31 protein-coding genes are annotated in these 23446 nt (G+C 65.0%); 16 read left to right on the forward strand and 15 right to left on the reverse strand.

What is annotated here, in order from left to right:
- Nucleotides 1-51 precede the first annotated feature (51 nt).
- From ACN0RJ_RS21215 to ACN0RJ_RS21225, 3 genes are all read left to right on the forward strand, one after another.
- Nucleotides 52-1530, forward strand: a complete 1479-nt coding sequence (locus ACN0RJ_RS21215) for an NAD-dependent succinate-semialdehyde dehydrogenase (protein ID WP_417725575.1) — start codon at nucleotides 52-54, stop codon at nucleotides 1528-1530.
- A gap of 111 nt (nucleotides 1531-1641) precedes the next feature.
- Nucleotides 1642-1893 carry a helix-turn-helix domain-containing protein gene (locus ACN0RJ_RS21220; protein WP_417725576.1) on the forward strand — a complete coding sequence of 84 codons (252 nt, stop codon included), beginning with the start codon at nucleotides 1642-1644 and terminating at the stop codon, nucleotides 1891-1893.
- Nucleotides 1893-3212, forward strand: coding sequence for a type II toxin-antitoxin system HipA family toxin (locus tag ACN0RJ_RS21225; protein WP_417725577.1), 1320 nt, complete (start codon nucleotides 1893-1895; stop codon nucleotides 3210-3212). Before ACN0RJ_RS21220 ends, ACN0RJ_RS21225 begins: the two co-directional genes overlap by 1 nt.
- A gap of 236 nt (nucleotides 3213-3448) precedes the next feature.
- Here the strand turns inward: ACN0RJ_RS21225 and ACN0RJ_RS21230 are convergent, their stop codons facing one another.
- From ACN0RJ_RS21230 to ACN0RJ_RS21240, 3 genes are all read right to left on the reverse strand, one after another.
- Nucleotides 3449-3580, reverse strand: coding sequence for a hypothetical protein (locus tag ACN0RJ_RS21230; RefSeq protein ID WP_417722725.1), 132 nt, complete (start codon nucleotides 3578-3580; stop codon nucleotides 3449-3451).
- A 102-nt stretch (nucleotides 3581-3682) separates the two neighbouring features.
- Nucleotides 3683-5311, reverse strand: coding sequence for a chaperonin GroEL (gene groL, locus ACN0RJ_RS21235; protein WP_417725578.1), 1629 nt, complete (start codon nucleotides 5309-5311; stop codon nucleotides 3683-3685).
- Nucleotides 5312-5438: 127 nt separating this feature from the next.
- Nucleotides 5439-5675 (reverse strand): hypothetical protein, encoded by a 237-nt coding sequence (locus tag ACN0RJ_RS21240; RefSeq protein WP_417722727.1) that lies wholly within the window; start codon nucleotides 5673-5675, stop codon nucleotides 5439-5441.
- Nucleotides 5676-5824: 149 nt separating this feature from the next.
- Between ACN0RJ_RS21240 and ACN0RJ_RS21245 the strand changes: the two genes are divergently transcribed.
- Complete coding sequence (locus ACN0RJ_RS21245; protein ID WP_417722728.1) at nucleotides 5825-6559, forward strand: Crp/Fnr family transcriptional regulator; 735 nt, start codon at nucleotides 5825-5827, stop codon at nucleotides 6557-6559.
- 58 nt (nucleotides 6560-6617) lie between these two features.
- On the opposite strand, the gene ACN0RJ_RS21250 is transcribed toward ACN0RJ_RS21245, so the two are convergent.
- From ACN0RJ_RS21250 to ACN0RJ_RS21260, 3 genes are all read right to left on the reverse strand, one after another.
- Nucleotides 6618-6806 (reverse strand): hypothetical protein, encoded by a 189-nt coding sequence (locus ACN0RJ_RS21250; RefSeq protein WP_417725579.1) that lies wholly within the window; start codon nucleotides 6804-6806, stop codon nucleotides 6618-6620.
- Nucleotides 6807-7021: 215 nt separating this feature from the next.
- Complete coding sequence (locus ACN0RJ_RS21255; RefSeq protein ID WP_417722730.1) at nucleotides 7022-7435, reverse strand: hypothetical protein; 414 nt, start codon at nucleotides 7433-7435, stop codon at nucleotides 7022-7024.
- The gene (locus tag ACN0RJ_RS21260) at nucleotides 7432-7857 is read right to left on the reverse strand and encodes a hypothetical protein (protein WP_417725580.1); all 426 of its coding nucleotides are present in this window, start codon (nucleotides 7855-7857) and stop codon (nucleotides 7432-7434) included. The genes ACN0RJ_RS21255 and ACN0RJ_RS21260 overlap by 4 nt, the downstream gene beginning before the upstream one ends.
- A gap of 272 nt (nucleotides 7858-8129) precedes the next feature.
- Here ACN0RJ_RS21260 and ACN0RJ_RS21265 point away from each other — a divergent pair, with 272 nt between their 5' ends.
- Nucleotides 8130-8444 (forward strand): hypothetical protein, encoded by a 315-nt coding sequence (locus tag ACN0RJ_RS21265; RefSeq protein ID WP_417725581.1) that lies wholly within the window; start codon nucleotides 8130-8132, stop codon nucleotides 8442-8444.
- The gene (locus ACN0RJ_RS21270; protein WP_417722733.1) at nucleotides 8441-8785 is read left to right on the forward strand and encodes a hypothetical protein; all 345 of its coding nucleotides are present in this window, start codon (nucleotides 8441-8443) and stop codon (nucleotides 8783-8785) included. The genes ACN0RJ_RS21265 and ACN0RJ_RS21270 overlap by 4 nt, the downstream gene beginning before the upstream one ends.
- Nucleotides 8786-8855: 70 nt before the next feature.
- Here the strand turns inward: ACN0RJ_RS21270 and ACN0RJ_RS21275 are convergent, their stop codons facing one another.
- Nucleotides 8856-9758 (reverse strand): LysR family transcriptional regulator, encoded by a 903-nt coding sequence (locus ACN0RJ_RS21275; protein WP_417722734.1) that lies wholly within the window; start codon nucleotides 9756-9758, stop codon nucleotides 8856-8858.
- A gap of 391 nt (nucleotides 9759-10149) precedes the next feature.
- Complete coding sequence (locus ACN0RJ_RS21280; RefSeq protein WP_417725582.1) at nucleotides 10150-12213, reverse strand: calcium-binding protein; 2064 nt, start codon at nucleotides 12211-12213, stop codon at nucleotides 10150-10152.
- A gap of 824 nt (nucleotides 12214-13037) precedes the next feature.
- Between ACN0RJ_RS21280 and ACN0RJ_RS21285 the strand changes: the two genes are divergently transcribed.
- The 7 genes from ACN0RJ_RS21285 to ACN0RJ_RS21315 all read left to right on the forward strand — a co-directional run bounded on the left by ACN0RJ_RS21285 (nucleotide 13038) and on the right by ACN0RJ_RS21315 (nucleotide 16379).
- On the forward strand, nucleotides 13038-13388 hold the full coding sequence (locus ACN0RJ_RS21285) for a GlsB/YeaQ/YmgE family stress response membrane protein (protein ID WP_417725583.1): 351 nt from the start codon (nucleotides 13038-13040) through the stop codon (nucleotides 13386-13388).
- A 74-nt stretch (nucleotides 13389-13462) separates the two neighbouring features.
- On the forward strand, nucleotides 13463-13765 hold the full coding sequence (locus tag ACN0RJ_RS21290) for a hypothetical protein (protein ID WP_417722737.1): 303 nt from the start codon (nucleotides 13463-13465) through the stop codon (nucleotides 13763-13765).
- A 175-nt stretch (nucleotides 13766-13940) separates the two neighbouring features.
- Nucleotides 13941-14321, forward strand: a complete 381-nt coding sequence (locus tag ACN0RJ_RS21295; RefSeq protein WP_417725584.1) for a hypothetical protein — start codon at nucleotides 13941-13943, stop codon at nucleotides 14319-14321.
- Between the two features lie 112 nt (nucleotides 14322-14433).
- Nucleotides 14434-15162 carry an SH3 domain-containing protein gene (locus ACN0RJ_RS21300; protein ID WP_417725585.1) on the forward strand — a complete coding sequence of 243 codons (729 nt, stop codon included), beginning with the start codon at nucleotides 14434-14436 and terminating at the stop codon, nucleotides 15160-15162.
- A gap of 44 nt (nucleotides 15163-15206) precedes the next feature.
- Nucleotides 15207-15506 carry a hypothetical protein gene (locus ACN0RJ_RS21305; RefSeq protein ID WP_417725586.1) on the forward strand — a complete coding sequence of 100 codons (300 nt, stop codon included), beginning with the start codon at nucleotides 15207-15209 and terminating at the stop codon, nucleotides 15504-15506.
- 82 nt (nucleotides 15507-15588) lie between these two features.
- Nucleotides 15589-15846 carry a hypothetical protein gene (locus tag ACN0RJ_RS21310; RefSeq protein ID WP_417725587.1) on the forward strand — a complete coding sequence of 86 codons (258 nt, stop codon included), beginning with the start codon at nucleotides 15589-15591 and terminating at the stop codon, nucleotides 15844-15846.
- 188 nt (nucleotides 15847-16034) lie between these two features.
- Nucleotides 16035-16379, forward strand: a complete 345-nt coding sequence (locus tag ACN0RJ_RS21315) for a hypothetical protein (protein ID WP_417722742.1) — start codon at nucleotides 16035-16037, stop codon at nucleotides 16377-16379.
- Between the two features lie 175 nt (nucleotides 16380-16554).
- Here the strand turns inward: ACN0RJ_RS21315 and ACN0RJ_RS21320 are convergent, their stop codons facing one another.
- Complete coding sequence (locus ACN0RJ_RS21320) at nucleotides 16555-16827, reverse strand: hypothetical protein (protein ID WP_417725588.1); 273 nt, start codon at nucleotides 16825-16827, stop codon at nucleotides 16555-16557.
- A 56-nt stretch (nucleotides 16828-16883) separates the two neighbouring features.
- On the opposite strand from ACN0RJ_RS21320, the gene ACN0RJ_RS21325 reads away from it, so the two are divergent.
- From ACN0RJ_RS21325 to ACN0RJ_RS21335, 3 genes are all read left to right on the forward strand, one after another.
- Nucleotides 16884-17141: a hypothetical protein gene (locus ACN0RJ_RS21325; RefSeq protein ID WP_417725589.1), complete on the forward strand. Its 258-nt coding sequence runs from the start codon at nucleotides 16884-16886 to the stop codon at nucleotides 17139-17141.
- Nucleotides 17142-17635: 494 nt separating this feature from the next.
- The gene (gene nirK / locus ACN0RJ_RS21330; RefSeq protein ID WP_417725590.1) at nucleotides 17636-18784 is read left to right on the forward strand and encodes a copper-containing nitrite reductase; all 1149 of its coding nucleotides are present in this window, start codon (nucleotides 17636-17638) and stop codon (nucleotides 18782-18784) included.
- 72 nt (nucleotides 18785-18856) lie between these two features.
- Nucleotides 18857-19645, forward strand: coding sequence for an SUMF1/EgtB/PvdO family nonheme iron enzyme (locus ACN0RJ_RS21335; RefSeq protein ID WP_417725591.1), 789 nt, complete (start codon nucleotides 18857-18859; stop codon nucleotides 19643-19645).
- Between the two features lie 99 nt (nucleotides 19646-19744).
- Here the strand turns inward: ACN0RJ_RS21335 and ACN0RJ_RS21340 are convergent, their stop codons facing one another.
- From ACN0RJ_RS21340 to ACN0RJ_RS21365, 6 genes are all read right to left on the reverse strand, one after another.
- A complete protein-coding gene (locus ACN0RJ_RS21340; protein WP_417725592.1) occupies nucleotides 19745-19939 on the reverse strand; it encodes a hypothetical protein in 195 nt (64 codons plus the stop codon).
- 3 nt (nucleotides 19940-19942) lie between these two features.
- A complete protein-coding gene (locus tag ACN0RJ_RS21345) occupies nucleotides 19943-20635 on the reverse strand; it encodes an NnrU family protein (RefSeq protein ID WP_417725593.1) in 693 nt (230 codons plus the stop codon).
- Nucleotides 20632-20850 (reverse strand): NnrT protein, encoded by a 219-nt coding sequence (locus ACN0RJ_RS21350; RefSeq protein ID WP_417722749.1) that lies wholly within the window; start codon nucleotides 20848-20850, stop codon nucleotides 20632-20634. Before ACN0RJ_RS21350 ends, ACN0RJ_RS21345 begins: the two co-directional genes overlap by 4 nt.
- Nucleotides 20847-21026, reverse strand: a complete 180-nt coding sequence (locus tag ACN0RJ_RS21355) for a hypothetical protein (RefSeq protein ID WP_417722750.1) — start codon at nucleotides 21024-21026, stop codon at nucleotides 20847-20849. Before ACN0RJ_RS21355 ends, ACN0RJ_RS21350 begins: the two co-directional genes overlap by 4 nt.
- 1 nt (nucleotide 21027) lies before the next feature.
- Nucleotides 21028-22905: a nitric oxide reductase activation protein NorD gene (locus ACN0RJ_RS21360; RefSeq protein ID WP_417725594.1), complete on the reverse strand. Its 1878-nt coding sequence runs from the start codon at nucleotides 22903-22905 to the stop codon at nucleotides 21028-21030.
- Between the two features lie 5 nt (nucleotides 22906-22910).
- A partial coding sequence (locus ACN0RJ_RS21365; RefSeq protein WP_417725595.1) for a CbbQ/NirQ/NorQ C-terminal domain-containing protein occupies nucleotides 22911-23446 on the reverse strand: 536 nt, incomplete at its 5' end.

A 23446-nucleotide genomic window follows, 5' to 3' on the forward strand; every position in this document is an offset into this window, starting at 1 on the left:
GCGGTCCGGGGGCTGATCCCCCGGGCCGTCACACATGACAGGAGAGCTGCCTTGACCACCGCGACCACCGATCTGAAGACATTGCTGAAAGACCCCACCCTCCTGCAGGATCGCGGCTATGCGAACGGCGCCTGGATCGAGGGCGGCTCCGGGACCTTCGAGGTGACGAACCCGGCCCGCGGCGATGTCATCGCGCAGGTCGCCGACCTGACGCGCCGGCAGGTCGCGCAGGCGATCGACGCCGCCGAGATCGCGCAGAAACGCTGGGCCGCGCTGACCGGCAAGGACCGGGCCGGACTGCTGCGCAGGTGGTTCGACCTGATGATCGCGAACATCGACGATCTGGGCCTGATCCTGACCTGCGAACAGGGCAAGCCGCTTGCCGAGGCCCGGGCCGAGATCGCCTACGGCGCAAGCTACATCGAATTCTACGGCGAAGAGGCGAAACGCAACTACGGCGAGACCATTCCCGGCCATCAGCCGGACAAGCGGATCATGGTCATCCGGCAACCCGTCGGGGTCGCCGCGTCGATCACGCCCTGGAACTTTCCCTGCGCGATGATCACGCGAAAGGCCGGGCCCGCCCTGGCCTCGGGCTGTGCCTTCGTCGCCCGGCCCGCCTCCGAGACGCCGCTGAGCGCGTTGGCGCTGGCGGTCCTGGCCGACCGCGCGGGGATCCCCGCGGGCGTGTTCAACGTCCTGCCGTCCTCGGCGGCCTCCGACATCGGTCGGGAGTTCTGCGAGAATCCCAAGGTGCGCAAGCTGACCTTCACCGGCTCGACCGAGGTCGGTCGCCTGCTGCTGAAGCAGGCCGCAGCGCAGGTGAAGAAATGCTCGATGGAGCTCGGCGGCAATGCGCCGTTCATCGTCTTCGACGATGCCGATCTCGACGCGGCGGTGGAGGGCGCGATCCTGAGCAAGTTCCGCAACAACGGCCAGACCTGCGTTTGCACCAACCGCTTCTACGTCCAGTCCGGGGTCTACGATGCCTTCGCCGAGAAGCTGAAGTCGCGGGTCGGGGCGCTGCGGATGGGCGACGGGCTGGAGGAGGGCACCGAGCTCGGCCCGCTGATCAGCGCCGATGCCCTCGCCAAGGTGCAGAACCAGATCGCGGATGCCCGCGCGAAGGGCGGGCAGGTGATCCTCGAGGGCGAGGTCCGGCAGGCCCCGGGCCACTACCTCGGCCCCACGATCATCACCGGCGCCACGCGCGAGATGTCGGTCGCCACGGCAGAGACCTTCGGCCCCCTCGCGGCGCTCTTCAGGTTCGAAGACGAGGACGAGGTGATCGACCTTGCCAACGACACCATCTTCGGGCTGGCCTCGTATTTCTATGCCCGGGACATGAGCCGGATATACAAGGTGGCCGAAGCGCTCGAGTTCGGTATCGTCGGGATCAACACCGGCATCATCAGCTCGGAACTTGCGCCCTTCGGCGGGGTGAAGCAGTCGGGCCTGGGGCGCGAAGGAAGCCGTCACGGAATGGATGACTACCAGGAGTTGAAGTATCTCTGCCTGAGCATCGGGTAGCTTTCATACGCTGCTGCGTATAATTACTATATATACGCCAAAGCGCATAAAGTGCCATTATACGCCATGACGAATATTGACGATTTATGCGCCGCGGCGTATACTCATCCCATGAATGATTTGGCACGCACCCCCCGACAGATCGGCACCATCATCCAGCGCGCCCGCAAGAAGGCCGACTGGACCCAGAGCCAACTCGCCGAGCGGGCCGGCGTTCGTCAGGCGACGGTCTCGATGATCGAGAGCGGCGAAAAGCCCGCAAAGCTGGAAACCATCCTGGCCGTGCTTGCCGCTCTCGACCTCGAATTCAGGATCGGCGCGCGCTCCAAGGGACATGGCAGCGACATCGAGGAGCTGTTCTGATGGGGCGCCGCCCGGCCCATGCGCCCGTGCGCGTCCATCTCAACAATCGCCGTGTCGGCACGCTGAGCCGCGAGGCGAGCGGCGCCATCGGCTTTGCATACGAAGATGAGTGGCTGGGCTGGGAACACGCCCTGCCCGTCTCCCTGTCCCTGCCGCTGCGCGAGACGCCCTATCGCGGCGAGCCCGTCTCTGCCGTCTTCGAAAACCTGCTGCCCGATTCCGACCAGCTTCGCCGTCTTGTCGCAGAGAAGGTCGGCGCGCGCGGAACCGATGCCTACAGCATGCTTAGCAAGATCGGCAGGGATTGCGTCGGGGCGCTTCAGTTCATTGCAGGCGAGGACGAGGTTCCGGACGCCCTCGGCAAGATCGAGGGCGACCCGGTCGATGAGGCGGCCATCGAACGGATCCTGAACGGGCTGAGCCAGGCGCCGCTCGGACTGAGCCGCGAGGACGCCTTCCGGATCTCCGTCGCGGGCGCGCAGGAAAAGACCGCGCTGCTTCGGCATGACGGTCGGTGGATCAGGCCCCACGGCACGACGCCGACGACCCACCTCATCAAGACGCAGATCGGCAAACTGCCGGGAGGGATCGACCTTTCGGACAGTGTCGAGAACGAATATTTTTGCCTGAAACTCACCGAAGCCTTCGGCCTGCCGGTGAACACCGCCGCCATTGAAACCTTCGGCGACACCAAGGCGCTGGTCATCGAACGTTTCGATCGCCGCTGGACCAGGGACGGCCGGTTGCTGCGTCTGCCGCAGGAGGATTGCTGTCAGGCGCTCTCGGTCCCGCCGACCCTGAAGTACCAGAACGAGGGCGGGCCGGGCATGGTCGATGTGCTGACCCTGCTCAGGGGCAGCGACACACCGATCGAGGATCAGGACACCTTTCTCAAAGCCCAGATCGTCTTCTGGCTGATGGGGGCCACGGATGGCCATGCCAAGAACTTCAGCGTCTTCCTGAGCCCCGGCGGCAGCTATCGCATGACCCCGCTCTACGACATCGTGACGGCGCAGGGGGCGCTGGACGCCCGCCAGATCAAACGCAAGCAGATGAGGATGGCGATGTCGGTCGGCAACAGCCGTCACTACCGGTTCGACAAGATCCACGGCCGGCACTTCGTGCAGACGGCCCTGCGCGCCGGGCTGTCGCAAAAACGCGCGCGGGGCATCGTGGAGCAGGTCGAAGCACAAGCCGCCGAGGCCCTCGACCGTGCCGCAAGGGCCCTGCCCGATGCGTTCCCAGAAGCCATTGTCGAGACCGTCGGGAAAGCGGTCACCGGGCGGCTCGCCGGGCTCAGCCTGCGTGACAACGCATGAGGCGAAGGCGCTTCCGCGCCTGCGCGTGGCGTGCAAGACGGCTCCGGCAGGACTCAGCCACGGTCATCCAGGATCGCCCGCGAGCGACGGCCGGGACCGGACTCGCGCAGGGTCGAACGCATGCCTGCGGGACGAGAGATCAGGTTGCGAACCTGAATCCTCGCCCCGGGCCCTGCCGTTTGCCGACCTGACGCAACAGAGGGTTGATCCTCGCCGTTGCCACGCCGAGGGTCAGGTCACTTCCGCTTGTCACCGATATTGAGCGGCGTCTTCCCCTTGGAGAAATCGGCCGTCGCGGTGACCTTCTCCTTCACCTTTTTCGGTTTCTTCGCTTCACGGTTTCCACGTGTCTTGTCGCCTTTGGACATCCGGTTTCCTTTCCGGGTTGAGGTTGTGGCCGGTTTGGGACCGAGCCGGTCGGTCGGCCTTCCGCGCCGCCGCCTTCGGTGAAGGAGCGGCGCAGGGCCGGATCACATCATGCCGCCCATGGCATCGACGTCGGAGGTGCCGCCGGTGCGTTCCGGCTTCTGCGCGACCATCGCCTCCGTCGTGATCAGGAGGCCCGCGATCGAGGCGGCATCCTCCAGGGCGATCCGGACGACCTTGGTCGGGTCGATGATGCCCGCTTGAAGCATGTCGCCGTAGGTCTCCGACTGGGCGTCGAAGCCGAAGGTGGGGCTGGCGGTCTCGATGACCTTTCCGGCGACCACCGAACCGTCGACCCCGGCGTTTTCCGCGATCTGGCGGAGCGGGGCCTGGATCGCGCGGCGGATGATCTTGATGCCGGCATCCTGATCGGCGTTGTCGCCTTTCAGGCCGGCCAGCACCTTGCCCGCGTGGACGAGGGCCGCCCCGCCGCCGGGCACGACACCTTCCTGCACCGCAGCGCGGGTCGCGTTGAGGGCATCGTCCACCCGGTCCTTGCGCTCCTTCACCTCGGTCTCGGTGGCGCCCCCGACCCGGATCACGGCCACGCCGCCCGACAATCTGGCGAGACGTTCCTGCAGCTTTTCCTTGTCGTAGTCCGAGGCGGTGTCCTCGATCTGGCCGCGGATCTGGTTGATGCGCGACGCGATCCCGGCCTTGTCGCCTGCCCCGTCGATGACCGTGGTATGATCCTTGGTAAGAACGATCTTCTTCGCGGCGCCGAGCATGTCCAGCGTCACGGTTTCCAGCTTCGTCCCGAGGTCGGCCGAAATGAGCTGTCCGCCCGTCAGGATCGCCAGATCCTCGAGCATCGCCTTCCGGCGATCCCCGAAGCCCGGTGCCTTGACGGCCGCGACCTTGAGTCCGCCGCGCAGCTTGTTGACCACGAGAGAGGCCAGCGCCTCGCCCTCGATGGTCTCGGCAACGATCAGAAGCTGCTTGTCGGCCTGGATGACCGCCTCCAGCAGGGGCACCATCGGTGCGAGGGTGGTCAGCTTTTTCTCGTGCAGCAGGATGACGCAGTCTTCCAACTCCACGACCATCTTCTGCGCATTGGTGATGAAGTAGGGGCTGACATAGCCGCGGTCGAACTGCATGCCCTCGACCACTTCGGTCTCGGTCTCCAGCCCCTTGTTTTCCTCGACGGTGATCACGCCTTCCTTGCCGACCTTGGCCATCGCCGCCGCGATCTGCCGGCCGATCTCGACCTCTCCGTTGGCCGAAATGGCGCCGACCTTGGCGATTTCGTCGCTGTCGCCGACCGGTCTGGACATGGTCCTGATCTCGGCCACGACGGCGGCCACCGCCCTGTCGATGCCGCGCTTGAGATCCATCGGGTTCATGCCGGCGGCGACCGCCTTCATGCCTTCCCTGACGATGGCCTGCGCCAGCACGGTCGCGGTCGTGGTGCCGTCGCCGGCCTCGTCATTGGTGCGCGAGGCCACCTCCCTGACCATCTGCGCGCCCATGTTTTCGAAGGGATCCGAAAGCTCGATCTCCTTGGCGACGGTGACGCCGTCCTTGGTGATGCGCGGCGCGCCCCAGGATTTGTCGAGGATGACATTGCGCCCCTTGGGGCCGAGGGTGATCTTGACGGCATTGGCCAGCGTGTTGATGCCTTTCAGCATGCGGTCGCGGGCGTCGGTACTGAATCGGACTTCCTTGGCGGACATGTCGCGGGTTCCTGAGACTGGGGTTGCAGTGATGGATTACGGACTCAGGCGATCACGCCGAGAATGACGGTCTCCTTCGTTGTCGGATGGTCTTCGTTCCTGCGTCCGCCGCGGGTGCCGGAGCGGGTCACGAGCGTCGCACCGAATTGCCGCCGGCGATGATCGCGTTGATCAACGCGGCAACGGCCCGGTGCCTTTCGGTTTCGAGGTCGGTCCCCACGGCGTTCTCGTGCGTTGCGGCGGCATCGCGCAGAACGCCCGCGATCTCGTGCTCCGGAAGCACTCCGCGATCGTTCAAGGCAAGCAGGAGCGCTTCGCAGATGGACAGGGCCGCTTCACCTGCAAGTTCGCTCGCGATGGACATCCGGGTCTCCTTTCCTGGCATCGTGACCGGTCGGAAAATTCGGGTCGGATGCATCCGTACTTCTGACAGGAAGTGGTCTATGCTGGACTGATCCAAAGCAGTGTCGGGACCGGATTCCGCACTCGGGTCACCACACGCCGGGAGGCCCCATGACATCCGCCAAGCACAGCCCGCTGACCCGCAAGCTCTCTGCCTTCGTCACCTTGTCGAAGGTCGAGCTGGCCGTGCTCGAACGTCTGCACCAGCGTCGGCGGTCCTTCGTCGCGGGGCGTGACATGGTGCATCAGGGCCAGTCGGCCCGCGCCGCCTACATCCTGTCCGCGGGATGGGTCTGTTCCTACAAGCTGCAGGCCGACGGGAGCCGGCAGATCGTGGATTTCCAGGTGCCGGGGGATTTCCTCGGGCTGCGGAGCGTTCTCCTGCGCACCTCCGACCACAGTTTCGAGCCGATCGTGGACATCGAGGCCGCCGAAGTGCTGACGAGCGACCTGATTGACGCATTCGCGCAGACACCCCGCCTCGCCACCGCCATTCTCTGGGCCGCATCGAGGGACGAGGCGATGGTCGTGGAGCATCTCGTCGGGATCGGGCGGCGCGATGCCGATGCGCGCATGGCGCATTTCCTGCTGGAACTGGGGTCGAGGCTCGCGCTCGTCGGGATGGGCAGCAAGGACGGTTTCGACTGCCCGCTGACGCAATATCACCTCGCCGATACGTTGGGGCTGAGTGCGGTCCACGTGAACCGGGTCCTGCGCCAGCTTCGCGAAAGCGGGCTGGTGACCTTTCGGGACGGCCATGTGACGTTTCACGACCATCGCGGGCTGGTGGAGCTTGCCGAGTTCGATCCGGCCTACCTGGACCAGACCGGACCGCTGCTGAAATGAAAGGGCCGCCCTCCCGTTTCAGGCAGGCGGCCCCGGAGATCAGGTCAGACGCGAAAGGTCACGCGAGGGCGTGAGTCGCCGCATCGAGTTCCTTGTTCGTCTCGGCGTCGTTCTTTGCCGTGTTCGCCTTTTCGGCGGCTTCGTAATGCTTCAGCGCCGCGTCCTTCTCGGGACCGGAGGGCGCCTTGTCCCACGCGGCCTTGACGGAGGTCATCTTCTCGGCGGTCGTGTTCTGTTCGGGAGTCATGGTGATTGTCCTTTCTTGGACGTTCCGAGAATAAGAAGCGTGCCGATGTGCCGACCTTTCGACGGTCGACACGCCCACACGCTTCTCGGGTGCTCGGAAAAGGATGCACCACCAAATATTCGGTGGGCACGTCTCACCTGGCGCGCATTTCCCTCCCGCCGTACTGACGCAGGTTAGCCCCGGTGCCTGCACCCGCGCGGTTGCCTTGCCGGGTCTCAGCTCACCACGGTCTGCTGGTGGGAAATCCTCAGCCACCTGTCGTCATCGCTCAGGTAGGTCGAGGCGCAGAGCGCCTTGAAGATCTCCACGTCGGGCTTTTCCGCCGAGACCCGATAGGTGAGGATCGCAACGTCGCCGCACCGGGTCACGCGCCGCTCGGACATGGCGACGGAGCGCCAGCCGGTCCTCTGCCTGAGATGGGTCCAGATCTGGTTGCCCTGCAGGATGCCGGGCGGATAGGGAAAGATCATGACGGCATTGGTCGATGTGGTCGTCCGCGCATTGTCCGCGCCACTGGTCCAGAAGTGTTCCTCCATCTCCCAGAGCACGCCCTGTTCGCGCGGCGACAGCGTTCCGGTCCCGTGCGCCGCATGGGCCGGTGGTCTTGCGGACCCGGTCGAGACGGTCATTCGCCTGACCCCGCCCCGCCGATCACGAACATCTGGACCAGAAACAGCATGATCGCGAGCACCGCCCAGATCGCACCGTTCGTGCCGGGGTGGCTGACGCCGACGGTCGCGGCCGCGCGCTTCGGCGGACCTGACGGCAGTCCGTCCGGGAGCAACCGGCTCAGGTCCCGTGCGACCCTGCCGTGCGTGCCTGCCAGCACGGGAACGTCCCGAAATCGCGCTAGCAGCCTCTCCAGCCGGACCCGGGCGGCCTCGCGCCCCAGCGTGGCCAGCTCCGCCGTTTCCGTCCATGGATCGAGCCCGAGCCGCGCAAGCGCGGAGAGGACGGTCACGACCGATCCATTCCGGTCCTCGCCGACCGGCGCATGAAGAAATCTGTCGAATTCGGGCGGGTGCGGGTCGAGAATATCACGTGCGGTCATCTTCTTTCCGATCCTTCGGTGCGGGACAGGGATTTGTCCCTGTTTCCAGAAGGCTATGCCCAAGCCGATCTCCGCGCCCTTACACAGGTCAGTGTCGACACCTGCCCCCGAAGCGTTCGCGCGCCCCGGGTCCTTGGCCGGGACTAACATGGGTCAGCGCCGGCCCTGCGCTCCCGGCGTACAAGGGGGCAATCGTCCGACCGCTCATGCCCGGCATCCCCGGGCTTCGATAGTGCGGGTCGACGGCCCTGCCGACATCGCGGAGACCAGAGATGACCATGCGGTCGACCAGAACGACGGTGACGTTTTCGAACACTTTCACCTTGTCCGGATACGCCGACGACCTGCCGGCGGGCGACTACGAGGTTCTTGTCGAAGAGGAGCTTCTCCACGGGCTGAGCTTCGAGGCCTACAGACGGACGGCGACCTACCTGACGGTGCGTGGCAAGGGCCGTCGCGCCGGGGGAACGGAACTCCGGGCGACAACCGCGAGCGACCTTGAAAAGGCGCTGAAGCGCGATGCGGCCGCGACCGGGACGACCAATCACAGCGACGCGGCGCTTTCCCCGCAGGAGGACGGAACATGAACACTCCCGAATGGCTCAGACCCGGCATCTATGGCGCGCTGATCGGCGCGGCCGTCGTCGGCATCGTCGGATTCACATGGGGCGGCTGGGTGACCGGCGGAACCGCGCACGACCGGGCGATGGCGATGTCGCGCGACGATGTGGTCGCCTCCATGGTGCCGGTCTGCCTCGACATGGCGCAGTCCGACCCGGGACGGGCGGACAAGATGGCAACGATCCGTGCCGCCTCGACCTATCAGCGGCGGGATGCCGTCATGGAAGCCGGCTGGGCGACGGTCCCCGGAACCGACGCCCCGGACCGCGACATCGCCCAGGCCTGCCTCGCCGCGCTCGAACTCTGAGCGGACGGGTCCTGCAGGACAACCGACGGTGCTTTCCGGGCAAGGTTGATGACCTCCGGGAAACGCGGGGCTATTCATCCTCATCCTGTCTTTCATCGCGAACCGTTCGCGCCAACCAGGATGAGACGGCACGCAACGCGGGTTCGTTCCCGCGTATTTCCTTGTAGCATATGCGGTAGGTGCGATCCTCGAGACGATGCCCGCCGAGCCCCAGGTCTTCGAGCCGTCCTTCCCCGATGGCTTGCTCGGCGACGAAATCCGGGATGATGGCTGCCCCGATCCCTGCCTTGGCGGCCTCGAGGGCGAGAATGTAGTGCGAGCAGCGGATCCAGTTCGGATCGCGGGGAAGGACGGCCCCCGTTGCCTCCGCGATGTAGTGCCAGTCACCGCCCAGCTCATCCTTTTCGGTATGGGTGGTGATCAGCGGAGCGCCGTTGATCCGGCCGCCCCGGACCATGCCGGGAGGTGCGACCGCGATGGCGCGCTCCTCGAAGAGATCCGTGGAGGCGTAGCCGGATTTCACCTCCTGTGCCGAAATGATGCAATCCGCCGATGCCTGCGTCAGTTCCGGATCCGTCGAGTACAACCGGATCTCGATATCTATGTCGGGATTTGCCTCGTTGAATTCCTGCAAGCGCGGGATCAGCCAGTACGGGCCGAAGGCCGAACAGGCCGCTATGCTGACCGAGGCTCGCTCGGCGCCGATGGCGCTCGAGACCGAGGATTCCAGAATGCCGAACGCGGTTGACAGTCTTTCGGCCAGGCGTTGACCGGCGCTGGTCAGGACGACCCCGCGCCCGGAACGGCTGAACAGATCCTCGCCGATGGTACGCTTGAGGTCGGACAACTGGTGACTGACCGCGCTCGGGGTCACGCCCAACTCGGCGGCCGCGCGCGCGACCGATCCATGGCGCGCGGTTGCCTCGAAATATTCAAGGCGGCGAAATATGCTTGAATCCCTGCGCTTCGACATGGCAGATCGAATGTCCTTTCAGCGTCAAATCTACCGGCGGCGGCTAGGCAACACGGGCGGTGCGACCGTCGGCGCGGGATCGCAGGATCGTCGCCCCGACCCATTGCGATCGAGCGGCCCCGAATGTGCGACCTCCCCCGTGATAGCATCGGAACCGACCGGAAAGCGATGCCGCTCGCCTGCCTCCTCGACCTTCGCCGTCCCGCCTGAGCCGAACGGTACCGACCCGTGGCGCCCTGTCATGAAGGTCCCGAAGGCGGTCCGGAACAGGGCGGTGCCGGTTTCGCGGCCCTTGCCCCGCACGGGGGATCGGGACAGCATGTTCGCGAAATCCGCGCCCGGGTCGCCCGGGCCGGTCGCCGGAGGGGCCCGAAGGCCCCCCCGATCGGTTTCAGACGAAGTCGAAGTCCGAGAAGGACGACAGTTCTGCCACGGTGACGTTCTCGACGAGGATCTTGATGTCCAGCGAGGCAACCTCGACCAGCGTGTCGCCCGTGCCCACTGCGGTGAGCGTCACGTCGGCCTGATCGATGCCGACCATCTCGAACGTATCCATGCCGACTTCGAAATCCCGCACGACGTCATGGCCGGCGAATGCGTCGTAGACGAAGGTGTCCGCTCCATGGTCACCGAAGAGCATGTCATTGCCCGCACCGCCTTCGATGCGGTCTCCGTCGTCGCCCCCCAGGATCGTGTCGTCGCCGCTCCCGCCCAGGATCGTATCCATCGACGATCCGCCGTATATCACGTCGTTGCCGGTCCCCCCGTCAATGCTGTCGGAACCTTCACGGCCGTCGATGAGGTCATTCCCCTCTTCGCCGAACAGCGTGTCGCTGTTGCCGCCGCCGTCGAGCTCGTCATCGCCCGTGCCGCCCCGCAACAAATCCATTCCGCCTTCACCTTTGAGGAAGTCGTTGCCATCTCCACCACGCAGGAGGTCGTTCTGATCGCCCCCGAAGACCGTGTCGTGACCGGCCCCGCCATCGATGACGTCGTTGCCGAAGCCGCCGTTGATGGAATCGTCACCCGAATCACCCCGCACGGAGTCGGCGCCGCCGCCCGCGTCGATGGTGTCGTCTCCCGAGCCGCCCAGGATGACATCCTGTCCAGCGCCGCCGAGAACGATGTCGTCGCCTGCCGCGCCGCTGATCGAATCGTTGCCATCGCCACCTTGCAGCGTGTCATGACCACCCTGTCCGAAGAGCCGGTCGTCCTGCGCCGAGCCGTCGATGTTGTCGTCGCCGCTGCCGCCGTAGATGGTGTCATCCCCGGTGCCGCCATTGAGCGAGTCAAGACCGTCACCGCCAACCATGGAATCGTTTCCAGCGCCGCCCAAGGCCCGGTCGTCACCGTCACCGGCATCGATCAAGTCGTTGCCGTTGCCGCCACGAAGGTCATCGGCGCCGCCCAGGCTCAGGATCACATCGTTGCCGTTTCCGCCGTTGACCGAGTCCATGAACATACCGCCCAGGATCGTATCGTTGCCGTCGGCGGCATTGATGGCGCCGACCACATATCCCGAACCAACGTTGGAAAACACGTCCGAGCCTTCGCCGAGGCTGACGCCGCCGAAGATCGCACCGTGATTGTTGATGGCGGTCGCAGCGAAAAAGCCGGTCACCCGGATCGCTTCGCCGGAATTTCCGTTCCCGATGGTGCCGAAATTGTTGATGGTGTTCCCGATTCCGTTCAACTCGATGGAGGCGACGCCCGGGTTCGGAGCCAGCAGTCCGACAGAGCCGCCGGCGGCGATGTCGATATGGTTGCCGTTGCCGGTCAAGCTGATGCCACTATCCACGGATCGAAGGCTGCCGCTGATGTCCAGATTGTTGGTGTCGCCGGTCAGGGTGATGGCATGCGACCCGGCCCTGATATCGCCGGAGACCGAAATGAAGTTGTTCGAGGCCGAGGGGCCCGTGGGGGAGTTGCGGATGCCGTTGACCGTAGCCGTGATGGAGCCGGAAATGTCGACCTCGTTCGCGTCCCGAAGCTGCATGCCGTTGTATGAGGTCAGCGTTCCCGAAATATCCACCTGGTTGCCGTCCCTGACCACCATGCCGAGGGAATCCACGTCGGATGCCGTTTCCGCCACGCCGCGCAGGGCGATGTGGTTGCCATCGAAGAAGTTCATCAAGACAGAGAATTCTGGCGTATCAATCCTCGACAGGTAGCCGTCGAGCGTGACCACGTTGTCGTCTTCACCGGCTATGGTGCCGAAGATCACCGCGGACTGGGTGGTCACCAGCCTGTTGCCGCTATCAATCAAGGCGGCACTGCCCATCGACACCACATGGCTGGACAGGATGATGTTGGCCCCGGTGACCCCGATCTGAACGCTGACGGCAGCAGCCGACGGGCTGTCGATGGTCTGGATGATGTTCGGTCCGAAGACGTAGGTATCGGCAGAACCGATGCTGTAGGTGCCGGATTGATCCGTGTTGATGTAGGTTGTCATGATTGGGCTCCCATGAAGGTGGTGCAGACGTCATTCAAACGACGAATGGCAAGAGATTCGATACTCCGGAGAATCCCGGCACAGTGCAACCCCATAAGGGCGGCAAAGATTTTTCTTGTCCATAGCTTTTTTCGAATCGCCAAAGTGGTCGCTCCAATTGGTGTGGCGGGGCTCTGAAGACTTGAGAAACCGCCACCATAGGTTGTTCCAAAAGTTGAGGACCGGACCCTGCGAGAGTAACATCCGGGATCGCTCGGTTCAGGCTTCGGTTCTGGCCCCTCCAACGAATAAGCTCTTTAACATATTGTTATATTGTCATTATTTTGCAATCCTGGGAGCGAATACTGAGTTTTGCTCAGCATTAACGAGAATTACTCACTTGTTAAAACCTGAAGTGTAGCACATCTTTGCGCTGAGTGCCCCGGAGCACCCATCACGTCGACCGGAACGGGAAGCGTGAGAATGTCTCGGGGCTTTCATCAATGTAGTTGTGTGAAACTGCGTGGCTGAATTTGTGATGTCTTATTCAGTTCTGATCGAGCCTTCGAATTTGAACCTCGTGAGTTCGAAGGCCCGATCGCACGTGTTCCCCGAACTTCGAAAGAATATAATGAGACTCCGATCAGAATATGGAAGGTCGTTCTTTTGCCGTGCGTTCAATCTCCTTATTGCAATTGCGCGGCCCTCCCGATAGCGTTGCTTTCAGGGGCGATAATTGTTGGGTGATCCGCGGCATCCCTTTTCGGAAAGAACGTGCCCGGACGAACCCCGCCCCGCTGTTTCAGGACCTTCACACCTCAAAACGACGTTTCGGAGAATCGATCATGAAGACATTCTGGTGTACGGGCGCCCTCACGCTGGCATTCGCGGGGCAGGCATTAGCCCAGGATCAGACGGCTGAAACCGTCGGCGCCGTGATGGGGGGGCTCATCGGCCTTGTCATCGTGATCGTCGTCGGAGCGATCGTCGGCTGGCTGGCCAGCCTGATCGTGAAAGGTAGCGGGTCCGGCTTCTGGGGCGACGTGCTCTTCGGCATCGGGGGCTCGCTCATTGCCGGATACCTTCTGCCGCTCGCCGGGATCTCGCTCGGGGGCGTCGTCGGCAGCCTGATCGCCTCGGTGATCGGCGCCATCATCCTCATCCTGATCGTCCGCTTCATACGCAAGGCATCATAGATACCGCACGGCGCCCTCGCGCCCGACGCGGCGACCATCCGCATTCCGGCCAACGAACCCAAAGGATCTGCCACATGAGAAAGTTCTGTTTCCTTCCCGTCGCGCTTGCCGCCCTCCTACTTCAAGCCGCCTGCGTCGAGGATACGGGCTCGGACTCTTCGCGCCCCGCGGTCGGCAGCGAATACGATCTCTCTTCCTTCGAAGGCGCCCGCGCCGGTCAGGCCGAGATGGGTCTTCAGAACCTCGGCTACGAGCCCGTCCGCACCCAGGGTCTGACCACGTGGTGGTTCAACAGGTCGACCGGGGCCTGCGCCCGCATCATCACCTCCGACGGCCGATATTCCTCCGTCACGATGCTGCCCTCGGGCGACTGCTGACGGGCGACGGGCACCTTCGGCACGGGCCGCCGGGAAATCGGGCGGCCCGTGCCGGGACAGGCCTGCTGCCGGATCTCTCTCATCGCGGAAAGCCATCCGCCGCAAGATCACGACCGCTCATCCCTACCTTCGGAGTTTCCCCCCTATGAAGTTCACGGCTCCCGCTCTCGCATTGTTGGTCCTGTCATCTCTCGGCCTGCCTGCCTCGGCGCAATCCAGGTCGGAGGTTCACTTCGAGGCCGGCAACTACGGCGCCATGGTCAGCGGCACCGTCGTCGGTAACGAATACGTCGACTACCTGCTGGGCGCCAAGGCCGGTCAGGAGATGTTCGTGGAACTGACCGTCGTCGATTCCAACGGCGATGGCACCATCTATTTCAACATCCTGCCGCCGGGCTCCACGGGCGAGGCGATCTACGTCGGCTCGATGGACGGCAACAGCACCACCGTCCCGCTCCCGGCGGACGGAGAGTACACCATCCGCGTCTATCAGATGGGCAATGACGCCGACACCGGCAAGACAACCGGGTTCAACGTCGACCTCTCGATCCAGTAACCCCCGAACCCGGTCCCGGCATGGTATGAAGACGGCCCGCGAAACGTGGCGGCACATGGCCCGAGCGTGTGACGACACCGGGACCGGTGGGGATTGCCCGCGCGGGTCACCATTGGACTTGCTGCTGATCGTCAATGAATCCGGAGTGCAGGACATGAATCCGATGCCCATCAAGATTACCAAGCTCCTGCCGAGCGTGACCGCATGGCTCGTCGTCCTGATGACCTTCCTGGCGCTTCCGGCGCTGGCACAGTCGGGGCGCGCTGTCTCCGAGGTCACCGGGATCGCGCGCGACGACGTGCTGAACGTACGCAGCGGGCCCGGGACCAACTACCGCATCGTCGGCGCGCTGGCGAACAATGACAGGGTTCACGTTCTGAACTGCCAGATGAACGGCAGCTCCCGCTGGTGCCGGATCGAGATGATCACCGACATGCGCGGACGTGGCTGGGTCAATGCGCGCTATCTGACACAGGGTGCCGCGGTCCAGTTGCCGATCAGGCCCGGACCGATGCCGGGTGCTGGCGAAACCACGACACACCGCGTCAAATTCGCGCCGGGATCGAGCGGCGCGATGCTGGACGCAACACTGCCGCCGGGGGCGTCGCGCCGCTATGTGCTGGGTGCCCGCAATGGCCAGATGTTCGACTTCCGGCTGGAAACGGCGAGCCGCGGTCTGAGCTACCAGATCTTCAATCCCGATCGGACGTTCCTCCTCGACCAAGTGCCGGCGCGGCAGGGCTACCGAGGCCAACTCTGGCAAACCGGCGACCACGTCATCGAGGTCATCAACCGGAGCGACCGACCGCAATCCTACACGGCCGTGTTTTCCGTCAGATGACGGACCGGCCTCACCCGACCGATCAACGAGGAAAGGAGTCCTGCATGCGCTCGGTAATCGGAACGGCCTTGTCTGCCTGCGCCCTGCTGGCTGTCGCGGCCTGCATGCCCGCCGCCGGTGACGGGATGGTCAGCGCCAAGGTCCGCGCGGAACAGGCCTGCCTGCAAGCGGTCAAGGCCGAAACCGGCAACCCCGTTGCCCGCATCGGTTCGTCCGACCCGACCCGGGCCGGCACCGAAGTGATCGTCGCGGTGGGTCGACAGCAGGCCGCATGGCAATGCATCGCCTATCCCGACGGGTCGACCTCCCGCCCGATGTCGATGACCAACGAAGGAACGCTCTGAGGGCGTCTCGATACCACCGGACCCGCGGGCCTCGCGGGTCTCCGGCAACTTCGCGATATCAGTCTGATTTCAGGAGCCGCCCATGCGCATCTGCCGGATCGTTGTCGTTACCTTCGCCGTGCTCTGGGTGCTCGCCATCTTGCTGTTGGCGATAGGCACCTTCGGCTGGTTCGGACAGGACAGGGATCCCTTGTCCGGCGTCTTTCTCATCCCGCTCGGCTTGCCCTGGAACCGGGTGCTGGATGGACTGGGCGTTTCGGGGCCTTTCGCGGGCGTGATCTCCCCCGGGATCAACCTCGCCATCCTCGCGGTCATATGCCGGTGGCTTCGGACAAGATGACTTCAGGTTCGGCCCCCCATGTCCTCACATCAACCTGCCCTTTACGTGTTGACTGTCACGCGGCCGGACGTGCGTCCGGGATGGGCGGCATCACAGCACACGAGGCAGACTCCGCGCACCATTCGGCAGGGCGCCGGCTAGAAAAATACTCCAGCACCAAGACCCTATCCCAACAAGGAAGTCAGAAAATGAAACGATCCCCTCACCTCACCGCCGGTGCCGCACTCTGCGCCGGTCTCCTGATTGCCCAAGGCGCGCTGGCCGCGGATGAAGCGCAGATGATGACCATGTGCAACACCTACGCGGCGCATCATCTGCACGTGTCGACGAGTGACATTGTCGAGCTCAGCTACGAAGGCCAGCGCACCGACGGAACCCATGCCGTGAACGGTTCGGCCGCGAACGGCCAGACCTTCCAGTGCTCCTTCAATTCCCGCGGGACGCATGTGGTGAGCTGGGTCCATTCGTCTCCGACCAGCTGTCCCTTTGATGTGAGCGAGGCGGACCGCTACATGTACCCCGCCTGCGACTGACCCGGACCACCGCACCGGGAACAAGACCGAAGACCTGGTCCGACCCTCGGGATCGATCCGCCCCGGCATGCCGCCGACCTCGTGTCGGCGGTCATGTCATGAGACCCGTCGCCCGCCCGCGCCTCGACCCCGGCGTCCATGATGCGCTCGACGGCAAAGGTCAGCCCGGACCTGCCTACTCGGCAAGCACCGAGCGGTACAGATCATAGGTTTCCCGAGCGTTGTCGACACCGTTCCCTTCCAGTTCGGACACGAAATCGATCGCGACGGAGGCCAGCATCTCGTCGAGTTGCGCGACGATCTCGTCGGAGAATGCATAGACATCGATGCCCAGGTCTGCCCATTCTTGCAGAACTTCGTTCGCGCGTTGATCGAGGTATTCCGTGAGCGAGGCCTGGATGGAACGGCCGCGGTCGAGAACGGCGGCACGACCCCCCTGTTCGTCCATTCCTGCTGGATCGCGCCGGCGAAAAGCGAGGCCAGGGTATGAGGTTCCGCAGTCGCATGGCATTTCGCTTCGGCCTCTGCAAGCGGGATGTATTCGAAGGACCTTGGCAGGTGGTGATGGTTCAACCGATGGGTTGGTTCGGGGGCGGCATGTTCCACGGCTATGAGACTGCGTCAGGTGCCTCGACGGTGGATGACCGCGACCTTGAAAAGGCCGTTGATCGATTCGGTCAGGGCCTTGGCATGCACGTCGCGGACACTGCGGACCGAGGGCTCAATGTCTGCCTCCGCCGATCGTTCGCGGTAGCCGATTGACGGGTCTTGCGACCCGCGGACGCCACGATGGACCAACCCAGTTCCCCGCGTTAGCGGATGACCGGCTTGTTCCAAGGCTTTGCGCACGGACCCGCCATGAGCCGCCCGGCTGATCCGCAAGCCGACGGTGCGGCGGGCATGACTGCGCCCTGTCGGGCATGGTGGAGCTGAACTTCCTGCGGCGAATGACAGCATGAGGGCCCAAATCGTCCATCCGTCCCGCCACCGTGCATCCGGCCACATCGAACCCACCCTCCCCGCATCGGGTACCGGATCATGCGAAGGGCGTAGCCCTTGTTGTTCCCCTGAAACACCCGCGCGATCCCGCGTCGCGGCACGACATCTCGGCAGGCTCGATCCGACTGCAGGTCAGGGTTCGTCCGCTTGGACTGCCGAACCGAGTTGGATGCGGAGAGTTTGCGCTTTCGCAACGTTCCAAAGGGCCGCGCCGTCTAACCTCTCCTCAACCGCAGTTCATCGGAAAGGAGATCGAAATGCTGACGAGAAGGGCCGCCCTGTTCGGAGCCGCTGGCATCGCCACGCTTCCCGTTCTTACCAAGGCCACAAAGGCCGAAGAGATCATGGATACGTCGATCGCGCCGTCGGTCGACCTGTCGAACCTGAAGCGCGTCAAGCGCAAGCTGGTGCGTCCGCCGATGGTGCATGAGCACGAGCAGGTGGCCCCGGCCGAGCCGCGGGTCATCCAGTTCGAGATGCAGATCGTCGAGAAGGAGGTCGAGGTCGATTCCGGCGCCTATCTTCAGGCGATGACCTTCAACGGTTCCATCCCCGGACCGATGATGGTGGTCCACGAGGGCGACTACGTGGAACTGACCCTCTACAATTCGCCCGAGAACATGATGCAGCACAACATCGACTTCCACGCCGCCACCGGCGCCCTGGGAGGCGGGTCGCTGACGCTGGTGAACCCCGGCGAAAAGACCACGCTGCGGTTCAAGGCAACGCGACCGGGGACCTTTGTCTATCACTGCGCGCCGGGCGGTCCGATGATCCCCTGGCATGTGGTCAGCGGCATGAGCGGCGCGATCATGGTGCTGCCCCGCGACGGGCTGAAAGACCCCGAGGGGAACGCGGTACGTTATGACCGGGTGTTCTTCATCGGGGAGAACGACTTCTACATTCCGAAGGATGAAAACGGCGACTACAAGCGCTTCGAGGATGTGGGGGAAAGCTATCCCGACACGCTCGAGGTGATGAACGGGCTGATCCCGAGCCATGTCGTGTTCAACGGCAAGGTCGGCTCCCTGACCGGGGACAACGCGCTGCACGCATCGCAGGGCGAGAAGGTTCTGTTCGTCCACAGCCAGGCCAATCGGGACACCCGGCCCCACCTGATCGGCGGACATGGCGATCTCGTCTGGGAGCGAGGCAAGTTCAACAACCCGCCGCAGCGCGACCTCGAGACCTGGTTCATCGCGGGCGGGTCAGCCGGGGCGATGCTCTACGAATTCCTGCAGCCGGGGGTGTATGCCTACGTGAACCACAACCTGATCGAGGCCGTGAACCTCGGCGCGACGGCGCATGTGGTCGTCGATGGCGACTGGAACAACGATCTGATGGAGCAGGTGCAGGCGCCGGTCGAATACAACGCCGCCTACGAAGGCAAGACCGCGCTGCCGTAGGACAGTCCGCAAAGGCACCTTGACAGGGCGTGCCGGCATCTGCCGGCCGCCCCTTTTTCGAGGAGTTCCGGGATGAAGAAGATTGCCGTTCTTGCGGGACTCGCCGGACTTGCGGGGCTTGGCGGCTGGGCCGCCCTCGGTTCCGAGCCCCGGATCACACCGCCCGAAGTGGTTCACTTGGCTGCGCAAGAGGTCCGCTATCGCCCGCTGGGCAATTTCAGCCGGAACGGCAAGAGCGCGACACCCGGCCTGCAAACGCTCCGGGTCGGCGCATTCGAGATCATGAAGTACCAGGTTTCGCGCAACGATTATGCCGCCTGCGTGGCCGACGGCGCCTGCATCGACGTGCTGACCGGAGCCGGGAACACCGCTCAGACGAACGTGAACTGGAAGGACGCAACGGCCTATGCGCTCTGGTTATCGCGGCAGACCGGCGAAACCTGGCGTCTGCCGACTGCGCTCGAGTGGCAGCGCGCGGCAGGGGAACGGCAAGGGGACGCTGCCCCAGACGAGACCGACCTCGATCCGGGCGAACGGATGTTGGCGCAATACCGGCGCGGCGTCCTCCTGCGCGGCGAGTCCAGCCCAGCCCTGCGCCCGCGGGGGGGATTCGGAGTGAACAGCAACGGTGTGGCCGACTTGGCCGGCAATGTCTGGGAGTGGACGAACGGCTGCATGGAAAGCGGCGAAATCCACCCGGACGGTTCGATCGAGGAGCGAGAACCCTACTGTGGGGTCCGCATCGCGGGAGGGCGCCATCAGGCCGCCGTGATCGACTTCGTCCGCGACGCGAGTGTCGGTGGGTGTGCGGTCGGCCTGCCGCCCGACCACCTCGGGTTCCGTCTTGTTCATGCATTGTGATCCGGCCGCAGCCGCTTTCCATGGCGGCACGGTACAAAAGGCGCTGAGCCTGCCCCGCTGACGCGGTCCGTTTTCCGATCCAGGATCGGGCACAACGGGTCAGGACGCCTGGCTGCAACGCACGCCTTGCGGTGCATGGCGATCGAAGACCGTCGCCAACATCCGGGCCAGCGCCCGCCCTTCCGGACGGATGGCTGGAACGTTCCCCTCACACGCGACCAGATCGCCGAACCGTTCGCCCACCGGCGACATGTCTGTCCGCAAGCGGTTCTCCCCGGCGATGCGGGGGATCAAGGTTCAGTAAGGGAGGGGAGAGACGCCGATGACAAGGGGGTGCAGGTGCAGGAGCGCCGCCCATAGCAGCAGGCCGATGGCGCCGCGCAGGGCCAGCGTGGTCCCGTTCGCATGGAGCCATGTCCGATCGAAAAGCGGCGCGAGGCTCAGCACGCGCGTTGTCCGAAAGAAGGAGCGCGCTGCCTCGGGGCCGAGTTCCCGGCGTGCCCTGGCGTCAAAGGCGGGAATGGCCACCAGCGCCATGGCCGCGAAACAGCCGAACAGGATCACATGGGCGAGGTCGCCGTTCGGGACCAGATGCGCCAGCGCCCAGAGCGCCAAGGCGAGGAAGAGCGGATGGCGCGAGACGGCGGCAAGGCCGGGCTGGCCGGGATCGAACGGCGCTTTCCGGCCACCGAGGGTGAAGGGCTGGCGCAGCCCGGCGCCGCAGGCGGTCAGGACCGCTGCGAGAGGCATGGCAACGTTTGTCACCCAGCGTGTCCAGGGAAGTTGCGGCCAGAGTTCGACATGGGGGGCGCGCCCGGCTGCCGCGATCAGCCAGGCCAGCAGCGCAAGCGACAGCAGACCATAGGTAGCGAAATAGGCGTGCCGCCCGACCGCGCCGATCAGGCGCTCGCGCAGCCCGCCGACCCGGGGCAGGAAATGGCTGACCCCGAACAGACCAAGGGCGAGCGCGAATTCCGTCCAGCCTGTCATGGCTCCTCTGCCTGCTTCATCAGCCGCGCGATATGGCAGGCAAAGGCATAGGTCGCGGGCAGGCCGATGACGAGCCCCCCTGCGGCGGCCTGCACCGGCGTCAGCACTGGCCAGCCCAGCCATGACCCGATGAGCGAGGCGAAGAACAGGTTCACCCCCATCGCCCCCGCACCGAACGGATAGAGCGCGGCGAGAAGTTTCGCGGAGGGTCTCATCGGCGGCTTACCAGCATCTGCACGGCGAACAAGGCGCCGACCAGCGCGACGGAGGCCACGAGGAACCAGACCTCGGCCGCGTCGGTCTGCGGTTTCGGGATGGGCCGCTCGAACGTGGCAGCAAGGGCCGGGAGTGGCGTGAGAAGGGCAAGTATAAGGGCGGCAAGGCGTTTCATGTCAGCTCTCCATGGTCAGGGTCTGGTAGATGTCGGGCAGGACGCGGGGCAACCGCTGCGGATCGGGCAACAACGTGAACCCCGCGCGTCCGAAGATGCGGGAAAACCAGTCCTGCCCGTCGGAATCGACGATCACGCCATGCACCGGCTGCCCCAGCGCGCGCGCTTCGCGCACCGCCATGCGGCTGTCTGCGATACCGTGCTGGCCCTCGTAATGATCGAGGTCGTTGGGCTTGCCGTCGGTCAGCACCAGCAGGAGGCGCCGGGTTGTCGCCTCTTCCGCCAGTTGCGCCGAGACGTGGCGGATGGCCGCGCCAAGCCGCGTGTAATGGCCGGGACGCAGGCCACCGATGCGGGCGGTCACCCGGGGCGACATCGGTTCCCCGAACGTCTTGCACCGGTGCAGGAAGACGCGATCCCGGCGGAGCGACGAAAACCCCCAGATGGCCAGCCGGTCCCCCGCCGTGTCGATGCCGCAGGCCAGCGCCGACAGTGCCTCGCGCGCGACTTCGATCACCGAGGTGTCGCCGATGGCGGATTCGGTCGAACGGGAACAATCCATGAGGATCGCGACGGAAAGATCCCGCGCCATGGGGCGGTTGGCCTGCCAGACCCGGTCGCTGCCCTCGTGCCCGCAAGCGAGGTCGGTGCGCGAGGTCACGACGGCATCGAGGTCGAGGTCCGCACCGTCGATCTGCCGGGGCAGCGTCACGCGGCGTGGATGCAGCGGCGCGAATTGGCGCTTCACCCGGGCGACGAGACGTGGATCGGGTGCGTAGGCCTCGCGCAGCGCGGCCTCGGCTTCGAGGACGCGCACATGGTCGGCCATGTACAGGCCGGTGCGCCGGTTCCATTCGGGATAGGTGAACTTGCCCGCGAGTCGTTCATGATCGGCATCCTGCGGCGACAGGTCCAGCGACAGGCGCAACCTGGTCGCGGCGCGCTTGACGGTCTGCGACAGGGTCAGGTGGTCCTGGTCCTCGGCGGCCTTGGCGGCGTTGTCCTGGTCGTCGTCGTCGACCATGCGATTGATGTTCAGGCTCTCGGCCCGGGACATGATCGACTCGAAGCGGTGGACGATGAAGCTGTCGCGACGGTTCGCCTGGTCGCGGTCCTCGCGCCGGGCCTCCTTCCGGGTCGGGACGGCGAACGCGGGTGCAGGCGCTTCGGCTGTATCCGGCGCGGATCCGTCCGCTATCGACGGGGATCGCAGCCGCGGCCAGATCGGCAGCGGGGCAAAGGTGCGATACCCGCGCGGCGCGGGGCACATCAGGCATTCATCGTGCCGGTCGTGACCGCAGATCCGGTCGAGCGCCAGCCGTTCGATGCCGGCCTCGCAGCGCGGCAGGCCGGTGCGGTGCCGGTTCATGACGATATGCGCGCAGAACTGCGCATGGGCACCGCGCAGCCCCGAGCAGGCGGCATAGGCGCGATCGGACGCGGCGGCGAGGGCGGCAATTTCGGCGCGGTCGGCGGCCAGAGGGTCGGTCTCGCGCGCCGGGATGGCGACAAAGGCCGCAATGGCCGCCAGCCAGAGATAACACGCGCGGTTGAGCTCGAACGTCGGAAAGGTGTCTATCACCGGCGGCAGGCGCAGGCGGTCGCCGTCGAAGTCCGCGACATAGGTCCGCTCGCGCGGCGTGCCGATGCGGCGCAGCCGATCGGGGCGGTGGTCGGACGTGGTGAAGGGGGCGGGCGTGATCTCCACCCCCGCCGCGCCGCCAAGCGCCCGGAAGAGCGCGCCGACCGAGGGCCGCATCGCCTCGAACGTGACGGCCCGGTGGCTGGAACTTTTCGTCGCTCCCCAGCGCGAAGCCATGTCGTGCCAGAGGTGGCCGACCGTCTCTTCTGGTTCCATCAGGTCGAGAACATGCAGCATGGCGCTCACCCGTAGATCACGGCGGCGAGGTCGCGCAGCGCCTGCTGCACGTCCGGTTCGTCGCTGAGCGGTTCGATGATGGCGGCCTCGATCGCGCGGCCCACCGCCATGCCGCCCGCGATCATCGTCGCGGCGTAGATCAGCAGGCGGGTCGAAACGCCCTCCTCCAGATCCATCCCGGAAAGCGCCCTGATCTTGCCCCCGAGCCGCACCAGCCCGGTGGCGCGGTCCACGTCCAGCCCGCTTTCTCGCATGACCACGGGGATTTCGACCTCCGGCACCGGAAAGTCGAAGCCGATGGAAACGAACCTCTGCCTCGTCGAGGGTTTCAGCTTTTTCAGGATGTTCTGGTAACCGGGGTTGTAACTGGCGACGAGCATGAAGGGCCGGGGCGCGGACAGTTCCTCGCCCGTTCGGTCGATCACCAGCCGTCGGCGGTCGTCGGTCAGCGGATGCAGCACCACGGTCACGTCCTTGCGCGCCTCGACAACCTCGTCGAGATAGCAGATGCCGCCCTCGCGCACCGCGCGGGTGAGCGGGC

It is taken from the genome of Salipiger sp. (genome assembly GCF_048261495.1).
Taxonomy (GTDB): Bacteria; Pseudomonadota; Alphaproteobacteria; order Rhodobacterales; family Rhodobacteraceae; genus Salipiger.